This is a genomic window from Pseudomonas sp. RC10-4-2 (assembly GCF_050433085.1).
Taxonomy (GTDB): Bacteria; Pseudomonadota; Gammaproteobacteria; order Pseudomonadales; family Pseudomonadaceae; genus Pseudomonas; species Pseudomonas aeruginosa.
Genome location: NZ_JBNPXX010000001.1, coordinates 450885 through 474227 on the forward strand (window position 1 = coordinate 450885; position 23343 = coordinate 474227).

The 23343-nt window shown below is 61.7% G+C and carries 16 protein-coding genes; 11 read left to right on the forward strand and 5 right to left on the reverse strand.

The genetic code is table 11. The annotated features are described in order from the left end of the window. Window positions 1-19 precede the first annotated feature (19 nt). The 6 genes from FHW81_RS02180 (at window position 20) to FHW81_RS02205 (ending at window position 10723) form a co-directional block, all read left to right on the forward strand. On the forward strand, window positions 20-6760 hold the full coding sequence (locus FHW81_RS02180; protein WP_258192843.1) for an FG-GAP-like repeat-containing protein: 6741 nt from the start codon (window positions 20-22) through the stop codon (window positions 6758-6760). Between the two features lie 7 nt (window positions 6761-6767). Beyond that, window positions 6768-7211 carry a hypothetical protein gene (locus FHW81_RS02185; RefSeq protein WP_153520425.1) on the forward strand — a complete coding sequence of 148 codons (444 nt, stop codon included), beginning with the start codon at window positions 6768-6770 and terminating at the stop codon, window positions 7209-7211. A gap of 826 nt (window positions 7212-8037) precedes the next feature. Next, window positions 8038-8388, forward strand: coding sequence for a hypothetical protein (locus FHW81_RS02190; RefSeq protein ID WP_023091066.1), 351 nt, complete (start codon window positions 8038-8040; stop codon window positions 8386-8388). A gap of 323 nt (window positions 8389-8711) precedes the next feature. Next, on the forward strand, window positions 8712-9011 hold the full coding sequence (locus FHW81_RS02195; protein ID WP_084361458.1) for a hypothetical protein: 300 nt from the start codon (window positions 8712-8714) through the stop codon (window positions 9009-9011). 76 nt (window positions 9012-9087) lie between these two features. Further along, window positions 9088-9411 carry a hypothetical protein gene (locus tag FHW81_RS02200; protein WP_126655313.1) on the forward strand — a complete coding sequence of 108 codons (324 nt, stop codon included), beginning with the start codon at window positions 9088-9090 and terminating at the stop codon, window positions 9409-9411. Window positions 9412-10417: 1006 nt separating this feature from the next. After that, a complete protein-coding gene (locus FHW81_RS02205) occupies window positions 10418-10723 on the forward strand; it encodes a hypothetical protein (RefSeq protein WP_014833898.1) in 306 nt (101 codons plus the stop codon). A gap of 46 nt (window positions 10724-10769) precedes the next feature. Here the strand turns inward: FHW81_RS02205 and FHW81_RS02210 are convergent, their stop codons facing one another. The 4 genes from FHW81_RS02210 to FHW81_RS02225 all read right to left on the reverse strand — a co-directional run bounded on the left by FHW81_RS02210 (window position 10770) and on the right by FHW81_RS02225 (window position 16035). Next, window positions 10770-13622, reverse strand: a complete 2853-nt coding sequence (locus FHW81_RS02210) for a valine--tRNA ligase (RefSeq protein ID WP_003113794.1) — start codon at window positions 13620-13622, stop codon at window positions 10770-10772. 120 nt (window positions 13623-13742) lie between these two features. Further along, window positions 13743-14111, reverse strand: coding sequence for a hypothetical protein (locus FHW81_RS02215; RefSeq protein ID WP_003112023.1), 369 nt, complete (start codon window positions 14109-14111; stop codon window positions 13743-13745). A gap of 11 nt (window positions 14112-14122) precedes the next feature. Further along, window positions 14123-14551 (reverse strand): DNA polymerase III subunit chi, encoded by a 429-nt coding sequence (gene holC / locus FHW81_RS02220; RefSeq protein WP_003100593.1) that lies wholly within the window; start codon window positions 14549-14551, stop codon window positions 14123-14125. After that, complete coding sequence (locus FHW81_RS02225) at window positions 14548-16035, reverse strand: leucyl aminopeptidase (protein ID WP_014602536.1); 1488 nt, start codon at window positions 16033-16035, stop codon at window positions 14548-14550. The genes holC and FHW81_RS02225 overlap by 4 nt, the downstream gene beginning before the upstream one ends. Before the next feature lie 336 nt (window positions 16036-16371). Here FHW81_RS02225 and FHW81_RS02230 point away from each other — a divergent pair, with 336 nt between their 5' ends. The 4 genes from FHW81_RS02230 to lptG all read left to right on the forward strand — a co-directional run bounded on the left by FHW81_RS02230 (window position 16372) and on the right by lptG (window position 20561). Continuing rightward, window positions 16372-17184, forward strand: a complete 813-nt coding sequence (locus FHW81_RS02230; RefSeq protein ID WP_003119285.1) for an AraC family transcriptional regulator — start codon at window positions 16372-16374, stop codon at window positions 17182-17184. An 83-nt stretch (window positions 17185-17267) separates the two neighbouring features. After that, the gene (locus tag FHW81_RS02235) at window positions 17268-18191 is read left to right on the forward strand and encodes an alpha/beta hydrolase (RefSeq protein WP_003159398.1); all 924 of its coding nucleotides are present in this window, start codon (window positions 17268-17270) and stop codon (window positions 18189-18191) included. A gap of 191 nt (window positions 18192-18382) precedes the next feature. After that, window positions 18383-19501, forward strand: a complete 1119-nt coding sequence (lptF, locus tag FHW81_RS02240) for an LPS export ABC transporter permease LptF (RefSeq protein ID WP_003092864.1) — start codon at window positions 18383-18385, stop codon at window positions 19499-19501. Then, complete coding sequence (lptG, locus tag FHW81_RS02245; protein ID WP_009876978.1) at window positions 19494-20561, forward strand: LPS export ABC transporter permease LptG; 1068 nt, start codon at window positions 19494-19496, stop codon at window positions 20559-20561. The genes lptF and lptG overlap by 8 nt, the downstream gene beginning before the upstream one ends. A 131-nt stretch (window positions 20562-20692) precedes the next feature. Here the strand turns inward: lptG and FHW81_RS02250 are convergent, their stop codons facing one another. Next, complete coding sequence (locus FHW81_RS02250; RefSeq protein WP_003100603.1) at window positions 20693-21190, reverse strand: RDD family protein; 498 nt, start codon at window positions 21188-21190, stop codon at window positions 20693-20695. 129 nt (window positions 21191-21319) lie between these two features. Here FHW81_RS02250 and FHW81_RS02255 point away from each other — a divergent pair, with 129 nt between their 5' ends. After that, the gene (locus tag FHW81_RS02255; RefSeq protein WP_023083321.1) at window positions 21320-22900 is read left to right on the forward strand and encodes an EAL domain-containing protein; all 1581 of its coding nucleotides are present in this window, start codon (window positions 21320-21322) and stop codon (window positions 22898-22900) included. Window positions 22901-23343: the final 443 nt, after the last annotated feature.

Genomic DNA, 23343 nt, shown 5'->3' on the forward strand with positions numbered 1-23343 from the left:
GAGTGCGTGGATCGTCGCCGTGGCGATCTGTCTCATGGTCGGGGACGCGACCGCCGCTGGCTGGCGTTCGGCAAACTTCCGTGTCTATAGCGGCGACTACAACGGCGACGGTCAGCCGGACCTCTACCTGAAGGCGGTCACTTCGGTGGTCGTGGTGGGGGGCGAAGTGGCTACGCCGATTCCGCTCCTGCCACCGTTGAAGAATGTCGTCCTGCTGCGCAATGGTGCCAGCTACAGCGCCCTCTACGATCCACCGGCGGCGGATCTGAACGCCGTGGCCTGGACGGCGGCGCCCTACCAGAGCTTCATCGGCGACCTGAATCGCGATGGCATCCTCGACCTGATCCTGCAGCCGAACGATTCCAGCGACTCGCTGCTGATCGTCAGCGGCAACCCTTCCGCGCACGGCGTACTGCAGGTAGCCAGCGGTACCGGGCTGGGCACCGAGATCGGCTACGACGCCGGCGCTCGTTTCGCCCTTGGCGATTGGCTGGGCAACGGCGGTACCAGCATCCGAGTCAGCCATCCGACCCAGGGGCAGAGCACGTTGTTCATCGATGCCGGTGGACAACTGGTGGCTCGCTACCTGAGCGTACCCACTCCGCTTCCCGGCGTGGTACTGGGCAAGGCAGCGGAAGCCTTCACAGCCTTGAACCTGCTGGCTCCCCAGGCAGGTGTGAGAGGCGACGGTGGGGTGGACTACCGCTATCCCCTCGAGCTGCCGCCAGGCATTGCTGGGCTGCAACCCGAGCTGGCGCTGGTCCAGGGCGGTGGGGGCGGCGTGCTGGGCGAAGGTTGGAGCCTGGCTGGGCTGTCGTCGATCGAGCGTTGTCCGGCGAGCATCGCCCAGGATGGGCAGAACCGCCAGGTCGGCCTGTTGGAGTCGGATCGCCTATGCCTGGATGGCATGCGCCTGCAGTTGCTGTCCGGCGAGTACTTCAAGCCGGGCAGCGTCTATCGTACCGAGATCGACAGCTTCTCCCGAGTCCAGGCCACCGGCAGCGCCGCCTCGCTCGGTTTCGAAGTACGCACTCGGGACGGTCGGATCCTGACCTATGACGGCGCGGCTGCGATTAAGGCGCAAGGAGCGGCGGTTCCCTATCAATGGGGCATCAGTTCGGCGACGGACCGCTTCGGTAATACCATCGAGTACCGCTACCTGGCCGCCAACAGTCTGGTCCCCAGCGAAATACTCTATGCCGGTAACCGGGTTTCCTTCGAGTACGCAGGCGCCTTGCGCAGCGTGCCGCGCTATTTCGCCGGTGGCTATACCAGCGCCACCCATGTGTTGACCGCGGTCGCCGTGCGAGGGCCTGCCGCGCAGCAGTTGTTTCGTACCGAGCTTGCCTACGAGCGCACCCAGGGGGACGCCAGCAAGGTGCGTTTGAAGCAGGTGCAACGGTGCGCCTGGGGGAGCGCCGGCAAGGAGTGTCTGAGTCCGGTTGCCTTCGACTACTTGGCGGGCGTCTATGGTTATACCGGGACGGCTGAATCCGCTGGCTTGGACAAGTTCGACTATGTGCTGATCAGCCAGGCCAGCTTCGTCACCGCCGATCTGAATGGCGACGGCCGCCACGCCCTGGTCAACGCCACCATGGGCAAGCTGAAGGCGGTGAGCTACGACGGCGGCAGCCTGGTCGAGCGGCTATTGTACGACGCCGATAATACGCCGTTGTTTTCCCTGACGCGGATGGATTTCAACGGCGACGGCAAGGACGAGATCCTCTTCCTGCGCATGAGGAAGGATCCGAATTCCGCGAACGCCGACATGCAGTGGATGCTGTATACGGCCAATGGCGTGGTTGCCCTGGGCGATACCTGGACCGCCCCGCCGGCCGGCCCCAACGGCATCGTCTATTCCCTGGCCGGCGGTTCCACCGGCTTCGCCACCTACGCGCCGCTGGTGGCTGATCTGGACCAGAACGGCTCGCTTGACCTGTTCCTGCCCATCAATGGCAGTTGGGTGGCTTACCTCAATCGTTCCGGAGCCATCCCCTCCTTCGCTCGTAGTGTCCTGCTCAGCGGCTTCAAGACCATCGACTATGGCTGGTTCTCCTACTGGGGCAGTGATCCCGGCGGCGGCGTGCGCCTGGCCAGCGGCAAGGCCGGCAAGCTGTCTGCAGGTATCTGGCGCAGTGGCAGCGGCATGGCGCCGGCGGCGATGGTCGACCTTGGCATCGAGCTGGCGCGGGCGCTGACCGCCGATGTCAATGGCGATGGGCAGATGGACTACCTGGTACCCAACGCCTCCGGCAAGGTCGATCTGTTGCTGAATACCGGCGGCCCCCTGTCGGCGGGTTTGTTCCAGCGCCTGGGGACTTCGTTGTCGGCTGCCCAGTTGCTGCCAGAGTACAGGTTTCGCGCCTCGCTCCAGGACTACGCGGCCAAGGCCGTCGACTACGATGGAGACGGCCGCGAGGAAATCCTCTATCCCCGCGCTTCCGGCACTTTCGGTCTGCTCCGCTTTACCGGCAACGGCTTCGAGGAACTGGACTCCGGGGTTCCGCTGAGCCGCCGTTTGGCAACCTCGACGACGCAACTGGACAAGAGTTGCCAGGATGCCCTGGCGGTCTGGAAGCGGATCATGGACACCGCGCCGGATGCCGCCGGGCGCGAGTCGGCGAGTTGGCTGTACTACCAGACCGCCGCCAACTGCGGCTTCAGCCCGGAAGGCCTGCTGGTAGACCCCTACGAGATGTTCGTCGCGGACGTCAACGGCGACGGTTTCCAGGATGTGCTGGTCGGCGGCAGCCTGGTCGTCGAGCCGCTCAGGCGCAGCATCCGTTGGCGGGCGTTCCTGCACAACCGACGCTCGCCGGAACTGCTCAGTCGGATCGACGCCGGCAGCGGCAACAGCCTCGGCATCGAATACGCCCGGCTCAACGATCCCGCCGTGCATACGCCGCAGGTCAGCGCCTTCCCCCAGGTTTCGCTGAATATTCCCAGACCGGTGGTCAGCCGCCTGCGGGTCGCCGACGGTATCGGCGGCACGCGCGACTACCAGTATCTCTATCAGGGGGCGCGGCTGGACCTGCTCGGCCGCGGCTTCCTCGGTTTCCGCCAGATGGAGGTTCGCGATCTGGCACGCGGGCGCACCCAGGTGAGGATGTTGCGCCAGGACTTCCCCTTCGTCGGGCGCCTGGACAAAGAGGAAACCAGCCTCGCCGGAAAACTCCTGGCGCGTCAGCAGAACCAGTGGAAGTCTGCCGCGACCATCGCCGGCAAGTCTTTCTTCGTCTACCCGGCCCAGTTCAACGAGGAACGCTTCGACCAGGGCGCGCCGGTCAGCGCCACGCGGCGCAAGGTGGTGATGGACGAGAGTTACGGCAATCCCACCCAGGTGACCGAGGAAATTGCCGCCAGCCTGACCGGCGGAACCTTGCACAGCCGGGTGGTGGAGCGCCAGTACAGCAACGACGGCGCCTCCTGGCTGGTTGGTTTCGTCACCCGCGAAACCGAAAGTACCAGTGGCGACAGCGACAGCAAGTCGCGGGTGCAATTGCGCAGCGCGCAGCCGGGGACTCTAGCGCCGGCCAGCGAAACATCTTTCAGTGGCTCGCCCGGTGCGGAGATCACCCGTCAATACAGCTACGATGGCAACGGCCGGATCGTCCGGATTACCACCAGCGGCGCCGGACTGGCGGCGCGCAGCGAACAGTTCGGCGCCTACCAGGGGCCCTGGCCGGGCACTCGGTCCAATGCCCTCGGCCATGTCGAGCGCTTCGCCTACGAGGCGGCCCGCGGCCAACCGACCAGCAAGGTCGACGCCAACGGCCTGGCCGAGAGTTATCTCTACGACGCTTTCGGCCGGGAAACCCTGCGCCGCTTCGCCGACGGTAGCCTGCTCGCCACCGACTATCTGGTTTGCGGCAGCCGGGCGATCTGTGCCAGCGGCGCCAAGGTAGCCGTGCGCACGCGTACTGTCAGGGGCAGCCAGCAGGGCGCGGCGGAACGCTGGCAGTACCTGGATGGCTTCGGTCGGGTCCTGCGCGACCGTCGCCAGGCCTTCGACGGTCGTTGGATCAATGTCGACAACAGTTACGACGCGCTGGGCCGGCAGCGTTCGACTACCGAGCCTTACATCGAGGCGGCGACCGTCCTACAGACCACCTGGGACGCCCAGGACCGGCCGTTGGCCCGGCAGTTGCCCAGTGGGGCGCAACTGAGCTACAGCTACGGCGCGCGCGCTGCTGGTGGCAGTTGGAAGCAATATAGCCTCGGCTACGACGGAAGGAGCCTGACCGAGCGCCGCGAATACGATGCGCGTGGCAAGTTGGTGCTCAGTACCAATGCCCTGGGCAGCGCCGGCGAGGTGTCCGTTCGCTACCGCTACGACGCCGACGGCAACCTGGCCTGGACCCAGGTCGCTGGCGACAGCCGCAGCGAGATCCGCATGAGCTACGACGCGGCGGGCCGTCGCACCGGCCTTTTCGACCCGAACAGCGGCCAGGAAAGCGTGCAGTACGATGCCCTGGGCCAGGCCCTGGTGCGTACCGCCAGCGACGGCAGTCGCACCGAGCGCAAGTACGACCTGCTCGGCCGGGTGCTCGAGCAGACCGACCGCCTGGGCGGCCAGGCCAGCATTTCGCGCTGGCAGTACGACACGGGAACGAAAAGCCTGGGCAAGCTGGTCGGCGTGGCCGGGCCGGGCTATCGCCAGGCGCTGCTCTACGACGATCTCGCGCGGTTGAAGGCGAGAGGCTGGGATATCGAAGTCGACGGTGTCACCCGCAGCTACCAGGAGTCGTATGGCTACGACGGCTTCAGCCGCCTGGCGAGCACCACCCTGGGCAACGGCCAGGTGCTGCGCCATCTCTACAATGGATACGGCTTCGCCGCTGGGGAGCAGGACGGCGCCGGGACGACGCTGCGGCAGATCCAGGCTCGCGACGCCCGCGACCAGATCGTTCGCGAAAGCTACGGCAACGGTGTGCTAAGCCAGCGCGACTACCAGCCCGCCACCGGCTGGTTGACGCGCATCCAGGCGAGCAAGGGCGGCAGTGTCCTGCAGAGCCTGAGCTACCGCTACGATGGCCTCGGCAACCTGCTGGAGCGCAGCGACGCCCGCGGCTACAGCGAAGTGCTGAGCTACGATGACCTCAATCGACTGTTGCGCAGCGCGCGGACCCTGGATGGCACACAGGTGGTCCAGGACTTTACCTACGACGCCCTGGGCAACCTGACCGGCAAGAGCGGTGTCGGCGCCTATCGCTACGGCAGCTATTCGAGCGCCGAGCAGCAGCTCTGCGCTGGTCGCGGCGGGGTGGCCCAGCCCGGACCGCACGCCGTGCGCGGCACCAGCGCCGGGACGTATTGCTATGACGCTCGCGGCAACCAGCTCAGCGGGCCGGGGCGACAAGTCAAGTACGCATCGTTCGATAAACCCGTGGAAATTTCCGCAGGTTCCAGCCTCAGCCGCTTCTCCTACGATCCCGAGCGCAAGCGCTACCTGCAGACGGTGGATGGGCGCACCTCTGTCTACCTGGACGAGGGGCGTTTCGAGGAGGTCAACGACGGCGGGCGCAGTTGGCAGGACGCCTACGTCGGCGACTACCTGATCCTGCGCAAGGAAGGGGGCGCCGTCAAAAAGCTCTACCTGCTGCGCGATGCGCTCGGCTCGGTGGAAATCCTGCTCGACGCCAACGGTGCCGTCAGCGAACGCCAGTCTTTCGCCGCGTTCGGCGAACACCGTGGCGCTGACTGGAAGGACAACGGCAACCAACCCACCGCCACCTCCACCCGGCGTGGCTTCACCGGCCACGAGCACCTGGAGGAGTCCGGGCTCGTCCATATGAACGGGCGGGTCTATGACCCGGTGATCGGGCGGTTCCTCAGCGCCGATATCGTCTATCAGGATACGGCCAATGCGCAGGCCTACAACCGTTACTCCTATGGCTGGAATAATCCGATCGCCAGTGTGGATCCGACGGGGTATGCGTTGGAGGAGATTTCTTCGTCCAAAAGTTGGTACTCGCCAGTTATTGATAATAGTTGGTTGTTCTTGAGCAACTTGTGGATGGGGAATAGTCCGGAAAGTGGCTTCGAATTTGGCCTGGGCATTTTAAAAGGAGGGTTATCCTTTTCTCAGTCTATGTCGTGGATCAATCCAGTTGCCGGAGGTGTTCAATATCTTTCGAATAACTGGACTTCTCAAGCTATTTGGGGTGAAGGGTTTAGTGAGTTAATATCTTATAAAAGTATCGATCAGCGTGCTGGCGGTGGCTTGTTTGATGTTGGCAGTGTCTTTCTTCCTGTCGGGCGCGCAAGAGTTTCTGTAGGTTTTGACTTTATGTTCGGGGCCGTCTCGGGAGCTGAGCGCGGACTAGGAGGGCGTGGTGGTCATAAATATGCTGCTGGTATACTTTCTGGGGGTAGTGGGAAAGCGTTCGCAGGGCACGGTAAATATGTTTTCGGTAGCGGGGATTTTTTGGTTCCTGATGGGACATACATAACTCTTCCAAGGCCTGGGATTAATATTCTGGATGAAACCGGTCGATTTATTGAATTGGGTGATTGGGTTGGTTTGGCGCAGGCTGCAAAAATTAATCCGAGACTTGCAGGTGATATTGAAGGCATGGCTACTTATTTGCCGCGTGCTGAGATTCCTAACTATACTCTAAGTGCCCCAACTGCTAGAGGTCCAGCATTGCATATCTATGGAAACTCAACGACTGTTGAGTTCAGTACCCCCTTGGAAAAACTGTTACAGCCTGGGATGGGATGCGTGCAGTGGGCTGCTTGTACAACATTTGCGAGGTAGGTGATTTATGTATTTTCCAGACATGTCTTTTTATTCGTATTTTCTTTTGAGGCCGTTAGGTAGTGTAAGAAACATAGGTTGGTTAGGAAGAGGGCAGCAGTACTCCAGGGGGCGGGTAAGTGCTGGATTACTTGATAAATTGAAGTTGATAATTATGTCGGAAGGGGCGGTTGATTTCCACGTTAATAGAGTAATGAGCGCACATGAGTGTGTAGTCGCTGGATGTCGGGATTTGTTCGTGGGAGATGTTGGTTTGGGTTTTTCTGAAATATGGATTCCTGGAGTTGAGAAAGGAGCATATTTTGCGTCTCCTTCGTTGATACTTCATTATATTGAAGAGCATGATTATTGCCCTCCGCAGATGTATTCGGAGGCGGTGATGGCTGTTGATTTGGAAGTTGGCTATAAAGCCCAGGAGGTATATGTGGGGCTTGTAGCTGGCCATTTTTAGATTTATAGAGTCTTGCGGTTATTAGGTCTGTTTCAACCTATTGATAAGATTTTTCTGAAAATTTTTCAGTCTTTAGGGGCCAAGCTAGGGTTCTTTGTCAATGAGGGGCTGGAAGGTGATGGGGAGGTCGGTCAGAAAAAGCATAAGTTTTTTTGGTTCAGTCAGGAAGTATGACGTGAAGGTTGAGAGCCAGAGAGGGATGTAATGGCTGATTTTGAATATTATATTGAAAGTGGTATGGCGCTACGGTTTAACTCAGAAGGGTTGTGGTATTTGTCCATGGGGGATCAGGTTTTTTTCTCCAGGAGGAAGAGAGTTTTTGGAGGGTTCTGGTTTATTGGAGAAACCCTACGAAGAGGTCAGGGAAAAGCTTAGGGGTGGATTTTGTTACTTAAATGTTGTTTTGGCGGGACTAGATAGTGAGTCTGACTACTGGATTAGTTTGGCACTTTCTTGGATAGAGCAAGGAGGAGCAGAAGCCAGTGATGTACTACTAGCACGCTTGAAGAGGGTGGTTGAGGGGCGGAGCGCCAATCAAAAAAACAGGCATAAAGCTTTTTCAGTATTGAGAAAAATAGGTGGGTAACTACTTGGATATTGGTTTTTCTAAAAGCATAGTTGCTTTGGTTGGTTGATGGAGCGGGTTTTGAAGTTTTTGCAGCGAGTGTTGTTATTGTGTTTTTTGTTATGGCTGGTTTGAAACTTTTTGTTGGTTTTTTCTGTTTTTAGATTTAAGAAGGTTTCTATGGCCAGAGTACTGATTTTTTTAGTGGGGTGGTGAAGAAATGCTTTGCATATCGTTGAAAAATGGCATTTAGGAGGTTATATGGGCAAGAGAGTGGTTGTATTGCTATGGCTGCTATTCACATCAATGTCAGCCCATGCCATCGATAAAAAAGTCAACAATGTCACCATCATGCGCGTGGGCTTCATGGTGGACGCGAATTCTCCGGGTGGAGGCTGGGGCTTCATCGTCAGCAAGCCGGGAGCGGCGGATTGCGGCTTTGGCCTGATGCGCCTGCCGCCGATGAATACCGATGCCGGCAAGGCCATGCTGTCGCTGATGCTGAGCGCCCAGGCCACACAGAACAAACTGCCGGAGATCGCCTATTCGGCCAGCGCCACGGTGAACGCGGTATGCCAGATCACTTCGGCGCAGATAGACAGCGGCACTTGAGGGAGAAGATGCAAGGCGCTGTTAGTGGGGGGGATAGGAGGGTTAACCGCTCCAATGGTTCAATTCGGCGACGGTAGCCAAGCCTCCGCGACCGCCTTTTCACCGGCCATGAGCAACTGGAGGAGTCCGGACTCGTTCGTATGAACGGGCGCTTTTATGACCCGGTGATCGGGCGGTTTCTATCTAGGCTGTTAGAAATATGGGGGGAGAGTTGATAGGGCTCCATCCATTTTTTAGAAAGTGGAGTAGTAGCCATCAAAGTGGGGGCATGGATTTACTGAATGGAAGTATAAGGCCAATTCATCATGAGTTCTCGGTGGTTTATGAAGATGTACGATATTTTAGCTTTGGTAGAGTTGTCTGAGGAAGTGCCTAGGCCTAAGGTGAAAGGTGTTGTGAGTGGATACTCCCCGCAGCATAAATTTCATCAGGTGGAATACCTTGCTAGCGGGGTTCACACCTATCCTGACGATAAAGCTCACTATCCGGGGGAGGCTGTTTTGACTAGGATAAAGTTTGCTAGCTGGGAGTTCTTCGGTAATGAAATAAAGGTTGGGGATGATTTTGAAGTCAGGGAGCTTGATCGAGTCGTCGGGACGGGGGTGGTTAAGGAAATATTTTGACTTTCTCTAACTTGAGAAATTGGTGCGGTTGTTTAAGTGGTTATTTATGAGGGTGTGCAAGTTTATAGGGAGGCTTATGTTGCCTGAGAGAGTTGGTTTGAGCGGCTGGGCTTGGAGAAGTAGTTCTCCTGTTGCCGTTATAAGTAGGTCCCTGGATGAAATGGTTGGTATCTGTGGTGATTTTGAACTTAGTGAGGATGGTTTGGATGAATTTCATTTTGCTGTTTATAGATATGTCGGTAAGTATTTCCTTTTGTTGAGATATTTCAATTACCCTGGTGAGGGGGACGTTTCCATGCATGATGGGGAGTTTGATTCTGAGGCTCTTTTCGGATTTTTAAGCGGTATTGGATTAAGTGAAAGCGATGTCTCTTGGATGCTGAGAGAGGGGAATGGTTAATGGAAGCGCATCAGGATATTTTGAATTTATATTCCCTCCGAGAATCCAGCGGATACTGAAGTAATTAGCCGTGCTCGATTGGGTCGAAGGGCGGGAGAAGTAAGTGTTGAAGTCTTTCTGAGTGGCTTTTCTTGATTTAACTTAAGAGTGGAGCTGCTGTTTAGGGTGTTCTGTAGGAAAGGTTCTCTAGGTATTTGGATTTTTTTAATCTTTTGAAAACTTGAGTTTTAACGTGCGAGAGTTATAAATAAGCTGAGGTCGTAAGTAAAGATTTTATACTTTTGGTCTTGCTGGTCTTGCTGGTCTTGCTGGTCTTGCTGGTCTTGTCGCGTCGTAAAATCTTGGCATGGTCAAGATGGTGTGAATCTTTACCAGTTAGCATATTAGGCGTTACTGGGATAGTCAGAAGAAAATCGCAAGGTATTTGTTGATGTGATGAGTAAATATAGTGTAAAGGTTGAGCGCCAGAGAGGAATGTGATGGCTGATTTTGAATATTATATTAAAGGTGGTATGGCGCTACGGTGTAATTCAGAAGGGTTGTGGTATTTGTCCGTGGGGGATCAGGTTTTTTTATCCAGGAGGAAGAGAGTTTTTGGAGGGTTCTGGTTTTATTGGAGAAACCTTACGAAGAGGTTAGGGAAAAGCTTGGGCGGGGATTTTGTTACTTAAATGTTGTTTTGGCGGGACTAGATAGTGAGTCTGACTACTGGATTGGTTTGGCACTTTCTTGGATAGAGCAAGGAGGAGCAGAAGCCAGTGATGTACTACTAGCACGCTTGAAGGGGGTGGTTGAGGGGCGGAGCGCCTCTCAAAAAAATAGGCATAAAGCTTTTTCAGTATTGAGAAAAACAGGTGGGTAACTAATTGGATATTTATTTTTCTAAAGACATGGTTGCTTTAGTCAGTTTATAGAGTGGGGTTTTGACGTTTTGCAGTGAGTGTTGTTAATGGTTTCTTGTTTTTAAGGTGTTATTGTTTTTTTGTTATGGCTGCTATTCACATCAATATCAGCCCACGCCATCGACAAGAAAGTCAACAACGTCACCATCATGCGCGTGGGCTTCATGGTGGACGCGAATTCTCCGGGTGGAGGCTGGGGCTTCATCGTCAGCAAGCCGGGAGCGGCGGATTGCGGCTTTGGCCTGATGCGCCTGCCGCCGATGAATACCGATGCCGGCAAGGCCATGCTGTCGCTGATGCTGAGCGCCCAGGCCACACAGAACAAACTGCCGGAGATCGCCTATTCGGCCAGCGCCACGGTGAACGCGGTATGCCAGATCACTTCGGCGCAGATAGACAGCGGCGCCTGAGGGGAGAAAGGTACGAGGCCGCAGCCCCGTACCTTGGCGAGAGTGCTTAGAGCGCGGCGATCTTCTGCCGTTGCTCGGCCAGCTTGGCCAGGGCCTGTTCGGCCTCGGCTAGCTTGGCGCGTTCCTTCTCGATCACGTCGGCCGGGGCCTTGGCGACGAAGCCTTCGTTGGACAGCTTGCCGCCGACGCGCTTGACCTCGCCTTCCAGGCGCTGGATCTCCTTGTCCAGGCGCCCCAGTTCGGCGCTCTTGTCGATCAGGCCGGCCATCGGCACCAATACTTCCATGTCGCCGACCAGGGCGGTGGCGGACATCGGCGCTTCCTCGCCGGCTTCCAGCACGCGGATGCTTTCCAGCTTGGCCAGTTTCATCAGCAGCGGCTCGTTGTCGGCCAGGCGGCGGTGGTCGCTGGGCGAGGCGTTCTTGAGGATGATGTCGATGCGCTTGGCCATGGAGATGTTCATCTCGCCGCGGATCTGCCGCACGCCGAGCATCAGCGCCTTGACCCATTCGATGTCGCCTTCGGCGGCGGCGTCGATCCTGCCTTCGTCGGCCACCGGCCAGGGTTGCAGCATCAGGGTCGGGCCTTCCTTGCCGGCCTGGCCCTTGATGCGTTGCCAGATTTCCTCGGTGATGAACGGCATGAACGGGTGCGCCAGGCGCAGGGCCGTCTCCAGCACGCGGATCAGGGTGCGACGAGTGCCGCGCTGGCGCTCGATGGGGGCGTTCTCGTCCCACAGCACCGGCTTGACCAGCTCCAGGTACCAGGCGCAGTACTCGTCCCAGATGAACTCATAGAGGGCCTGGGCGGCCAGATCGAAGCGGAAGGCGTCGAGCTGGCGGGTGACTTCCTGCTCGGTGCGCTGCAACTGGGAGATGATCCAGCGGTCGACCGAGGACAGCTCGACCGGCTCGCCGTTGACCCCGGTGTCCTGGCCATCGGTGTTCTCGATGACGAAGTTGGCGGCGTTCCAGATCTTGTTGCAGAAGTTGCGGAAGCCTTCGACGCGGCCCATGTCGAACTTGATGTCGCGGCCGGTGGAGGCCAGCGAGCAGAAGGTGAAGCGCAGGGCGTCGGTGCCGTAGCTGGCGATGCCTTCGGGGAATTCGGCGCGGGTCTGCTTGGCGATCTTCTCCGCCAGCTTCGGCTGCATCATGCCGCTGGTGCGCTTTTGCAGCAGGGTATCGAGGTCGATGCCGTCGACGATGTCCAGCGGGTCGAGTACGTTGCCCTTGGACTTGGACATCTTCTGGCCCTGGCCGTCGCGCACCAGGCCGTGGACATAGACGGTCTTGAACGGGATCTGCGGGGTGCCGTCGGGGTTCTTCACCAGGTGCATGGTGAGCATGATCATCCGCGCGACCCAGAAGAAGATGATGTCGAAGCCGGTGACCAGTACGTCGGTGGGGTGGAAGGTCTTGAGGAACTCGGTCTGCTGCGGCCAGCCGAGGGTGGAGAAGGTCCACAGGCCGGAGCTGAACCAGGTGTCGAGAACGTCTTCGTCCTGGCGCAACTCGGCCTCGTTGCCGAGCTTGTGCTTGGTGCGCACCTCGACCTCGTCGCGGCCGACGTAGACGTTGCCGGCCTCGTCGTACCAGGCCGGGATGCGGTGGCCCCACCAGAGCTGGCGGCTGATGCACCAGTCCTGGATGTCGCGCATCCAGGAGAAGTACATGTTCTCGTACTGCTTGGGCACGAACTGGATACGGCCGTCTTCCACGGCGGCGATGGCGTCTTCGGCCAGCGGCTTGGTGCTGACGTACCACTGGTCGGTCAGCCAGGGCTCGATGACGGTGCCGGAGCGGTCGCCCTTCGGTACTTTCAGCGCGTGGTCGTCGACCTTCTCGAGCAGGCCCATGGCCTCGAACTCGGCGACGATGGCCTTGCGCGCGGCGAAGCGGTCCATGCCGGCGTAGCTCTGCGGCAGGCTGGGGTCGAGGTTCGGGTTGACGCTGCCGTCGAGGTGGAACACCTGGGCCTGGGCCAGCACCGCGGCGTTCTTGTCGAAGATGTTGATCAGCGGCAGGTCGTGGCGCTTGCCCACTTCGTAGTCGTTGAAGTCGTGGGCCGGGGTGATCTTCACGCAGCCGGTGCCGAATTCGCGGTCGACGTACTCGTCGGCGATGATCGGGATGTGCCGGCCGACGATCGGCAGTTCGGCGAACTGGCCGATCAGCTTGGCGTAGCGCTCGTCTTCCGGGTGCACCGCGACCGCGGCGTCGCCCAGCAGGGTTTCCGGACGGGTGGTGGCGACCACCAGGTAATCCAGGCCTTCGCTGGTCTTCGCGCCGTTCACCAGCGGGTAGCGCAGGTGCCAGAGGTGGCCCTTCTCGTCGTGGTTTTCCACTTCCAGGTCGGAAATCGCGGTGTGCAGCTTGGTGTCCCAGTTCACCAGGCGTTTGCCGCGGTAGATCAGGCCGTCTTCATGCAGGCGCACGAAGGCTTCCTTGACCGCTTCGGAGAGGCCGTCGTCCATGGTGAAGCGCTCGCGCGACCAGTCCACCGAGGAGCCCAGGCGACGAATCTGCCGGGTGATGTTGCCGCCGGACTGTTCCTTCCATTCCCAGACTTTCTCCAGGAACTTCTCCCGGCCGAGGTCGTGGCGGCTCACGCCCTGGGCGCCAAGCTGGCGCTCGACCACCATCTGGGTGGCGATGCCGGCGTGATCGGTGCCCGGTTGCCACAGGGTGTTGCGGCCCTGCATGCGGCGGTAGCGGATCAGCGCGTCCATGATCGCGTTGTTGAAGCCATGGCCCATGTGCAGGCTGCCGGTCACGTTCGGCGGCGGGATCATGATGGTGTAGGGCTGGCCTTCGCCGCTCGGAGCGAAGTAGTCGTTGGACTCCCAGGTCTCGTACCAGGAAGTCTCGATGGCGTGCGGCTGGTAAGTCTTGTCCATGCGAAAGGGGACCAAAGCTGAATATGGCTGGGGAAAATGCGAAGAAAGTCCGGGAGTATAGCGGGGATGGCGGCCCGGGGGTAAGGCCGCGGGCCGCGGCGGGCGCCCGCCGCGTCCGGATCAGCCGTTGCGTTGGCCGAGCAGGCGACCCAGGCGGGCTTGCAGGCGGCGGCGCAGTTCGGCTTCGATCTGCGGGGCGAAGTCGTCGATGACTTCCTGCAGGATCAGTTCGGCGGACGCTCGCAACTCGTCGTCCAGGCGCTCCTGTTCGGCGGGCGCCAGCCCTGCCGTGGTGGCTGCCGCGGCCTGCGGCTCTGGCGCGCGCGGGGCGGTACCGGGGGAGACGACGTCGGAGAGCAGGGGAATGTTGTCCGGCTCGAAGGATTCGGTCAGCAAGGGCGGCTCGTTCCGTTCGTAGAGCAGGTCGTGGATCGACTCCAGGTCATCGAGCAACTGCTCCGGGGGTTGTGTCGGTTTGTGGCTGTCCATGGTCGTGCACTTCAGATACGCGGCAGGCGATGGTCCTGTAGAGGATAGCCCTGCTCCCGGTAGAAGCGGAATTTATCCCGTGCCGCCTGGCGGATCGCCGGCTCCTCGACCACCAGTTCGGCCACCCGCGAAAAGTTCGGGACGAAGCCGGGGGCCTCGAGGGTCAGGTTGATCAGCAGGTCGCGATGGTTCCCCGGGGGCTCGCCCAGGCCCAGGGCGACGGGCGCCTCGGCGTCTTCCTCGGCCAGGCTGTGAGGAATGAAGGCCTCGCCGCGGAAGCTCCACAGGCGGCCGTCCAACTCGCTGCGCTGCGCCTCGTCGGCGCAATGCAGGTAGACCTGCATGCCCTGCCGCCAGGCCTTCTCGGCCAGGCGGCAGGCGACCTGCAGGCGCGCCGACGGATCGGCGCTGGGGATCACGTAGAAATCGACCCGGGTCACTTGGCCCGTTCCAGCAGGTACTGGGTCAACAACGGAACCGGGCGGCCGGTGGCGCCTTTGTCCTTGCCGCCGCTGATCCAGGCGGTGCCGGCGATGTCCAGGTGCGCCCAGTGGTATTTCTTGGCGAAGCGCGAGAGGAAGCAGCCGGCGGTGATGGTGCCGGCCTTCGGCCCGCCGATGTTGGCGATGTCGGCGAACGGGCTGTCCAGCTGTTCCTGGTATTCGTCGAACAGCGGCAATTGCCAGGCGCGGTCGTCGGCGAACTCGCCGGCCTTGAGCAGTTGCCTGACCAGCGCTTCGTTGTTGCCCATAAGGCCCGAGGTGTTGCTGCCCAGGGCGACGATGCAGGCGCCGGTGAGGGTGGCGATGTCGATCACCGACTGAGGCTTGAAGCGCTCGGCGTAGGTCAGTGCATCGCACAGCACCAGGCGCCCTTCGGCGTCGGTGTTGAGGATCTCGACGGTCTGCCCGCTCATGGTGGTGACGATGTCGCCCGGACGGGTGGCTCCGCCGCTGGGCATGTTCTCGGCGCAGGCCAGCAGGCCGACCAGGTTGATCGGCAACTGCAGTTCGAGCACCGCGCGGAAGGTGCCGAAGACGCTGGCGGCGCCGCACATGTCGAACTTCATCTCGTCCATGCCCAGGCCCGGCTTGAGGCTGATGCCGCCGGTGTCGAAGGTGATGCCCTTGCCGACCAGCACGTGCGGGGCCTGGTCCTTCTTCGCGCCGTTGTATTGCAGGACGATCAGCCGCGGCGGCTGGTCGCTGCCCTGGGCGACGGCGAGGAACGAGCCCATGCCCAGCTCGCGCAGTTTCTTCTCGTCGAGGACCTCGACCTTCAGGCCCTTGAACTCCTTGGCCAGGCCCTTGGCCTGCTCGCCGAGGAACGTCGGATGGCAGACGTTCGGCGGAAGGTTGCCGAGATCGCGGGTCAGGGCCATGCCATTGGCGATGGCCTGAGCTTCCTTGCTGCCTTGCTCGACGGCGGCGCTGTCGGCCTTGTCGGCGAGCAGGGTCAGCTTCTTCAGTTTCAGCGGCTCGGCTTTCTGGCTCTTGTAGCGATCGAACACGTACAGGCCATCGGCCAGGGTTTCCACCAGCAGACGCGCCTTCGCGTGGGCATCGCGGCCTTTCACCGCGAGATCGCCGAGGGCCAGCACGGCATCGGCGCCGGCCAGGCCCTTGAGGGTCGACAGCACGGCGGAGGCCAGCTTGCGGTACTGGCGGTCGCCCAGTTCGCGCTCCTTGCCGGCGCCGACCAGCAGCACGCGCTCGGCCTTGAGATTGGGCAGGCTCTGCAGGAGCAGGGTCTGGCCGACCTTGCCGGCCAGGTCGCCACGCTTGAGCACTGCGCTGATGGCGCCGCCGGTGGCGTCGTCGACCGCCTTGGCGCTGGCGCCGAGCTTGCGGCCTTCGCCTACGGCGAGCACCAGGGTGGCGGTTTTCAGGGTTTCCGGGCGTACGCTTTTAACAAGGAATTCCATGGAAGAGGTCCCCAATACAGACAGTCGGGATGGCGCAAGGGGCGGCATCCGTTAGCGGTAAGCGATTGTTCCGAGCACGATTCGTCCCGAGGACTGACGGTCGCCGCCGGGGCGGTGACGCAGGCAGCGACAGCTTAGTCGTTGCGGCGGGGGTCGTTCCATGCCGAGGATGGCAACCGAGGTTCTACAGCGCCGGAGCCGGGTTGGCGGTGCCTCCCGGCCGTTGCCGCACATGGTCGCACAACTGCGGCGTGTCTGGCACGACTGTGTACGCATGGGAACCCGCGGCCATGCCGCGTCCCTATAATGAACGTTTCGTTCCGCAGGAGTCGCACCGTGCCCGCCAGCAAACCAGTCGCGGATCCCGCCCGGAGTACCGATCCGCGCGATTACCAGCGAGTCGGCCGGCCGCTCGGGGTCATGGCCAAGACCTTCCCGGCGGGGTTCGTGGTCGCCGAGCACCGGCACGAGCGGGCGCAGTTGATCCATGCCCTGTCGGGCGTGATCGAACTGCATGTCGGTCGCACGCTATGGCTGGTCCCGCCGCAGCGCGCGGTATGGATGCCGGCGGGGATGGCGCACGCGATGCTGGCGCGCGGCGAGGTCCGCTTGCACACTGTCTATGTCCGGCCGCAGTCCTGCCCGCCGGAATTCCCCCGGGTGCCGCGCGGAGTGATGGTCAGCCCATTGTTGCGCGAGTTGATCGTGCGCGCCGCCGGCCTGCCGTTGTTGTACGACGAGCGCGGCCGGGAGGGGCGGTTGATGGCGGTGCTGCTGGACGAACTGGAGTGGTCGCGGGAACAGCCCCTGGCCTTGCCCGACCCCGCAGACCGACGCCTGGGAAGAATCTGCCAGGCGCTGCTGGAGAACCCGGCCGACCCTCGCGGGCTGGAGGAGTGGGCGCGCTGCGTGGGGGCGTCCTCGCGGACCCTGGCACGGCTGTTTCTCTCCGAACTGGGAGTGACCTTCGTCCATTGGCGCCACCAGGTGCGCCTGGCCGCCGCCCTGCCACGCCTGGCGGCTGGCGAAGCGGTGGCGCGGATCGCCGTGGATCTCGGCTACCAGACGCCCAGCGCATTCAGTGCCATGTTCCGACGCCTGACCGGGAGCACGCCGAGCCGCTACTTCGCCTTGTCCGATTCGGCGTAGCCTTCGTCCGTTGGCGGACGGCGCCGACGCGGCAGGATTCCTATGCTGGGCCCGTTTCCAGACGACTGCCCCGGGAGGCAAGCATGCAACGACTGAACGTGGAATTCCGCTCCGAGGGTGTCGCCCTGCGCGGCTGGCTGTATTTGCCGGAGGCGCGTGCCGAGCGGCCGGCGATCGTCATGACGCACGGTTTTTCCGGGGTGAAGGAGCAGTACCTGGACCGTTACGCCGAGGTATTCGCCGCCGCCGGCTTCGTCGTGCTCCTCTACGATCATCCGAACTTCGGCGACAGCGACGGCGAGCCGCGCCAGGAAATCGATCCGGTGATGCAGCGTCGCGGCTATCGCGACGCGATCACCTGGTTGGGCGCCCAGGCACGGGTCGACGCGAGGCGCATCGGCATCTGGGGAACCAGCTACAGCGGCGGACATGTGCTGGAAGTGGCCGCACTGGATCGGCGGGTGAAATGCGTGGTGGCGCAGGTGCCGACCGTCAGCGGCCACGCCTCGGCGTTGCGCCGGACCCGCGCCGAGCAGTTGCCGGCATTGCTGGCAAGCTTCGACGCGGACCGCCAGCGGCGCTTCGAGGACTTGCCGCCGGCGCTGTTGCCGGCGGTCGCCGCGGGCCCCGACGAGCCTTGCGCGATGGCCGGCGCGGACGCCCACCGGTTCTTCACCGACAGCGCGGCGCTGGCGCCGAACTGGTGCAACCGGGTGACCCTGCGTAGCGCCGAGCTGGCGCGGGAGAACGAGCCAGGCATTCACATGGCGCGGATCAGCCCCACGCCGCTGCTGATGATCGTCGCCGACCGGGACCTGCTCACGCCCACGGACCTTTGCCTGGAGGCCTACCAGCGGGCATTGCCGCCCAAGCGGCTGCTGATGCTCGCCGGCGGCCATTTCACGCCGTACATCGAGCATTTCGACGCCACCAGCCAGGCTGCGGCAGACTGGTTCGTCCGTCATCTCGGAGAGGGCGGCGAGCAGCCAGCGACAGTCGTCGAATAAATCGGCGAGCGCTGAACGAGCGTTCGCCTCGACGGTCTATCGGGCTCTTGGTTCGGCCTGCGCAGTGACAGGCCCGCCGAATCGCAGGATAATGCCGGCTATTTTCTCCGCGCCATGCCGCCATGGCCGGAAACGCGTGATGACGGGGCCGACGGGCCCCGTCAGAGCCTGGCAACCCAGGAGTGTCCGGATTGATCGTTTTCCGTTATTTGTCCCGTGAAGTGCTGGTCACCATGAGCGCCGTCAGCGCCGTGCTGCTGGTGATCATCATGAGTGGCCGTTTCATCAAGTACCTGGCGCAAGCGGCGCAAGGGTTGCTCGACCCCGGTTCGCTGTTCCTGATCATGGCGTTCCGGATTCCCGGCTTCCTGCAGCTGATCCTGCCGCTTGGCCTGTTCCTCGGCATCCTGCTGGCCTACGGGCGACTCTATCTGGAAAGCGAGATGACTGTGCTCTCGGCGACCGGCATGAGCCAGAAGCGCCTGCTCGGCTATACCATGGCGCCGGCGCTGCTGGTGGCGATCCTGGTGGCCTGGCTGAGCCTGTTCCTGGCGCCCCAGGGCATCAACCAGTTCGCCCTGCTGTTGAACAAGCAGGATACCCTGACCGAGTTCGACACCCTGGTCCCGGGCCGTTTCCAGGCAATGCGCGACGGTACCCGGGTGACCTATACCGAGGAACTGTCGAAGGATCGCGGTGAACTGGCCGGCATCTTCATTTCGCAGAAGGACCTCAACAGCAGCAACCAGGAACGCGGCATCTCCATCCTGGTGGCGGAGAAGGGCACCCAGAACATCCAGGCGGATGGCAGCCGTTACCTGATCCTGCACAACGGCTACCGCTACGACGGCAATCCCGGGCAGGCCAACTACCGGGCGATCCAGTACGACACCTATGGCGTGATGCTGCCCAAGCCCGAGGCCAGCAGCGAGGTGAGCGAGCGTGACGCGGTGCCCACCGCCGACCTGTTCGGCAGCGACAACCCACGCTACCAGGCCGAATTGCAGTGGCGCCTGTCGACACCGCTGCTGGTGTTCGTGGTGACCCTGCTGGCGGTGCCGCTGTCGCGGGTCAACCCACGCCAGGGGCGTTTCCTCAAGCTGCTGCCGGCGATCCTCCTTTATATGGGCTACCTGGCCCTGCTGATCGCTGTCCGTGGCCAACTGGACAAAGGCAAGATCCCCATGGCCATCGGCCTGTGGTGGGTCCACGGACTATTCCTGGCGATCGGTCTTCTTCTGTTCTATTGGGAACCCTTGCGCCTGAAGCTGGCGTCCTCCCGTGCCGGTCGCGAGGTGGCGCATGGTTAAGCTCGATCGTTACATCGGTGTCACCGTCTTCGTCGCGATCCTCGCGGTGCTCGGGGTGATCCTTGGCCTGGCGCTGCTGTTCGCCTTCATCGACGAACTCAACGACATCAGCGCCAGCTACGGCATCGGCGACGCCCTGCGCTTCATCTTCCTCACCGCGCCACGGCGTGCCTACGACATGCTGCCGATGGCGGCGCTGATCGGCTGCCTGGTCGGCCTCGGCACCCTGGCCAGCAACAGCGAACTGACCATCATGCGCGCGGCCGGGGTATCCCTGTCGCGGATCGTCTGGGCGGTGATGAAACCGATGCTGGTGCTGATGCTGGCCGGCATCCTGGTTGGCGAGTACGTCGCGCCCTGGACCGAGAACATCGCCCAGAGCGGCCGCGCCCTGGCCCAGGGCGGCGGCGATTCGCAAAGCTCCAAGCGCGGTCTGTGGCATCGCCAGGGGCGCGAGTACATCCACATCAACGCGGTGCAGCCCAATGGCGTGCTGTACGGCGTGACCCGCTACCGCTTCGACGAGCAGCGTGGCCTGGAATCGGCCAGTTTCGCCAAGCGCGCGCGCTTCGAGACCGATCACTGGCAACTGGAAGAGGTCACCACCACCTTGCTGCATCCGAGGGAAAAGCGTTCCGAGGTGATCAAGCTACCGACCGAACGCTGGGATGCCCAGCTCAGCCCGCAACTGCTGAACACTGTGGTGATGGAGCCCGAGGCGCTGTCTATCAGCGGTCTCTGGCAGTACATCCACTATCTCGCCGACCAGGGCCTGAACAACAACCGCTACTGGCTGGCGTTCTGGACCAAGGTCCTGCAACCGCTGGTGACCGCCGCGCTGGTGCTGATGGCGATTTCCTTCATCTTCGGTCCGTTGCGCTCGGTGACCCTGGGCCAGCGGATCTTCACCGGCGTGCTGGTGGGCTTCGTCTTCCGCATCGCCCAGGACCTGCTCGGACCCTCCAGCCTGGTGTTCGACTTCCCGCCGCTGCTGGCGGTGGTGATCCCCGCCTCGATCTGCGCACTGGCGGGTGTCTGGCTGCTACGCCGGGCGGGCTGACAGGCCCGGCAGGCCGGGTATGAAAAAAGGCCACCCACGGGTGGCCTTTGTGCTTCCTTGTCGCGTCGGGCTGGAGCCTGGCCGCCGGCGCGACAAAGGCCAAAACAGCGCGTTCTGCGGACCTGTTTCGCTCACTTCTTGTGAGTGTTCTTCGGCAGCCTGACCACCTGGCTCTCCGAATAGCGGTCGTGCCACGTACGCTTGTCCTTGTCCCAGAGCATCCAGAGGAAGCCGAGGCCGAGGCACAGCCAGGAGGCGATGGCGATCATGAAGCGCAGCAGCGCCTGGAGCAGGCTGATGGCGCTGCCGTCGCGGTTCTGCACGCGCAGTCCCCAGACCTGCATGCCCAGGGTCTGGCCGTTGTGGGTCCAGAATTTGGCGAAGAAGCCGAACAGGGCGAACACCAGCAAGGTCGAGAGCAGCGGGTCGCCGATCAGCGCGCCGCGGTCGGCCAGTTCGCGCAGATGGTCGCTGCCGTAGATCAGTCGAAGGATGCCTTGCTGGTAGACCAGGGTGACCACCATCATCAGCGCCACGCAGAGCAGGAAGTCATAGAACATCGCCGCCAGGCGGCGGATCAGACCGGCAGGGGCATAGTCGCCCTGGGGAGAAAGCATGTGTTTCGGCATCGGCGTGTTCCGTGCGGGGCAAAGCCGGGGATTATACGTCCATCCGCAGCTTGCGCCGCCCACCCGGGCAACGCTTTTCCCCGGCTGTTCTAGTCTTTGCGCAGACCCCAATCATTACGAGTCTTTTCTATGCCGATTCCGGTGAAGCGAGCTAGGAGAAAGGCGCTCCGGCTGTCGTTGTCCGTGCTGGTCGGGGTGATGCCGATCGTCCTGGGGCTGCTCATCCTCTACTGGCAGGCCGAGCGAAGCCTCCAGGAGACGTCCGAGCAGGCAGCCGGGAATGCGGTGCGGCAGTTCGAACGGATGCTCGACAACGCTGCGTTGGCGGCGCGTAAGGTCATGCCGGTGGCGGGGCGTCCTTGTCCCGAGGCCGAGCTGGCGCTGCGCGAGCAAGTGGCGATCATGCCGTTCGTGCGCTCGGTCAATTTGACGCGCGACAATACGATCTATTGCACGTCGTTGTTCGGCGGCTTCGACGAGCCGGTGCGGATCGAGAACTATGTCGACGGACGCCTCCTGCTGATGCCCGGCAACCAGGTCACGCCGGACGCCGCGCTGCTGGTCCTGCGGGACTTCGACGGCAAGCGCGGGGTATTGGCGGCGATCGACGGGCGCTACTTGAGCTACGTACTGGACCTCGTTGACCGACGCAGCCGCCAGGTGCTGGTGGTCGGTCCCAATTGGCTGGATGCCGAGGGCCGCACTCACCGCGACGCGCCGCCCACCTATGAGGTCGCCGCCGTATCGCTCGCTTCGCAGCGTTATCCGTTGCGGGTGCTGTCGGGCTTCCCCGAGGGCGAGGAATGGCGATCGATCCGCTCGCAGAACCCGGCGATGTTCGGCCTGCTACTGTTCTTCGGACTGCTGGCCGGCACTCTGTGCTACTGGCTATCCAGGCGGGTCGCCTCGCCCAGCAGCGAACTGCGCCGGGCCCTGGAGGCCAACGAGTTCATTCCCTACTACCAGCCGCTGAGTCCCGGCCAGGGTGGACGCTGGATAGGCGTCGAGGTGCTCATGCGCTGGCGTCATCCGCGCGAGGGACTGATCCGGCCCGACCTGTTCATACCTTTCGCCGAGCGCTCGGGACTGATCGTACCGATGACGCGCGCGCTGATGCGCCAGGTCGCGGAAGACCTCGGCGGGCATGCCGGGAAGCTGGAGCCGGGCTTCCACATCGGTTTCAACATCAGCGCCACCCATTGCCACGATCTGGCCTTGGTGGACGACTGTCGCGAGCTGTTGGCGGCGTTTCCGCCCGGGCACATCACCCTGGTCCTGGAGCTGACCGAGCGCGAGCTGATCGAGTCGAGCGAAGTCACCGACCGCCTGTTCGACGAATTGCATGCCCTGGGAGTGAAGATCGCCATCGACGATTTCGGCACCGGACATTCCAGCCTGGCCTACCTGCGCAAGTTCCAGGTGGACTGCCTGAAGATCGACCAGAGCTTCGTCGCCCGCATCGGCATCGATACTCTTTCCGGGCATATTCTCGACAGCATCGTCGAGCTGTCCGCCAAGCTCGACCTGGATATCGTCGCCGAAGGCGTGGAGACTCCCGAGCAGCGTGACTACCTGGCCGCCCGCGGGGTGGATTACCTGCAGGGCTACCTGATCGGCCGGCCGATGCCGCTGGAGAGTTTGCTTTCCAGCCTGACTGTGCAGGAGGGGCAGGACGCTTCCGTCGTCGCACTTCCGGCAGATCGAGGCTAGCGGCTACCAGTCCCTCGGCGAGGGGCAGCCTCTCAGCTTCTTCGTTACGGATGAGACAAAAGGCCCGCAGGTCGAGCAGGTGCAAGCCCTGCATCGCCTCTGGCACGACAAAATGCCTCGCATCCGCGGGGCTATTTTTTTGCTTCGGCTGTGGTAGATTTTTTTCGCCGAGCTGGGAAGACAGCAGTTCGGGTAAAGGCAGCGTCTCGACTCCAGCGCTGCCTTTTTTTATTTGCAGGCCGGATCAGATCGCAGACAACAAAAAACCGGCGCGAAGGCCGGTTTCTCTGCTGTCCTGTGCTCCCCCTGGAAACGCTTGGGAAGTCAGGATGGTGCTCGGGAGGGAACCGAACTTATGGCCGAAGATGCTGATTCTTTAGAACTGTGTTTCCTTGCGCTCTTTTTGATGCCCCCAATAATGCCCCAAAAGAAATTGCACTCCG

Bases quoted from the DNA above. Each gene is read 5' to 3' on its own strand.
- FHW81_RS02185 (WP_153520425.1), top strand. From the start codon at position 6,768: ATGTATTTTCCAGACATGTCTTTTTATTCGTATTTTCTTTTGAGGCCG.
- FHW81_RS02190 (WP_023091066.1), top strand. From the start codon at position 8,038: ATGGGCAAGAGAGTGGTTGTATTGCTATGGCTGCTATTCACATCAATG.
- FHW81_RS02195 (WP_084361458.1), top strand. From the start codon at position 8,712: ATGAAGATGTACGATATTTTAGCTTTGGTAGAGTTGTCTGAGGAAGTG.
- FHW81_RS02200 (WP_126655313.1), top strand. From the start codon at position 9,088: ATGTTGCCTGAGAGAGTTGGTTTGAGCGGCTGGGCTTGGAGAAGTAGT.
- FHW81_RS02210 (WP_003113794.1), bottom strand. From the start codon at position 13,622: ATGGACAAGACTTACCAGCCGCACGCCATCGAGACTTCCTGGTACGAG.
- FHW81_RS02215 (WP_003112023.1), bottom strand. From the start codon at position 14,111: ATGGACAGCCACAAACCGACACAACCCCCGGAGCAGTTGCTCGATGAC.
- FHW81_RS02225 (WP_014602536.1), bottom strand. From the start codon at position 16,035: ATGGAATTCCTTGTTAAAAGCGTACGCCCGGAAACCCTGAAAACCGCC.
- FHW81_RS02235 (WP_003159398.1), top strand. From the start codon at position 17,268: ATGCAACGACTGAACGTGGAATTCCGCTCCGAGGGTGTCGCCCTGCGC.
- lptG (WP_009876978.1), top strand. From the start codon at position 19,494: ATGGTTAAGCTCGATCGTTACATCGGTGTCACCGTCTTCGTCGCGATC.
- FHW81_RS02250 (WP_003100603.1), bottom strand. From the start codon at position 21,190: ATGCCGAAACACATGCTTTCTCCCCAGGGCGACTATGCCCCTGCCGGT.
- FHW81_RS02255 (WP_023083321.1), top strand. From the start codon at position 21,320: ATGCCGATTCCGGTGAAGCGAGCTAGGAGAAAGGCGCTCCGGCTGTCG.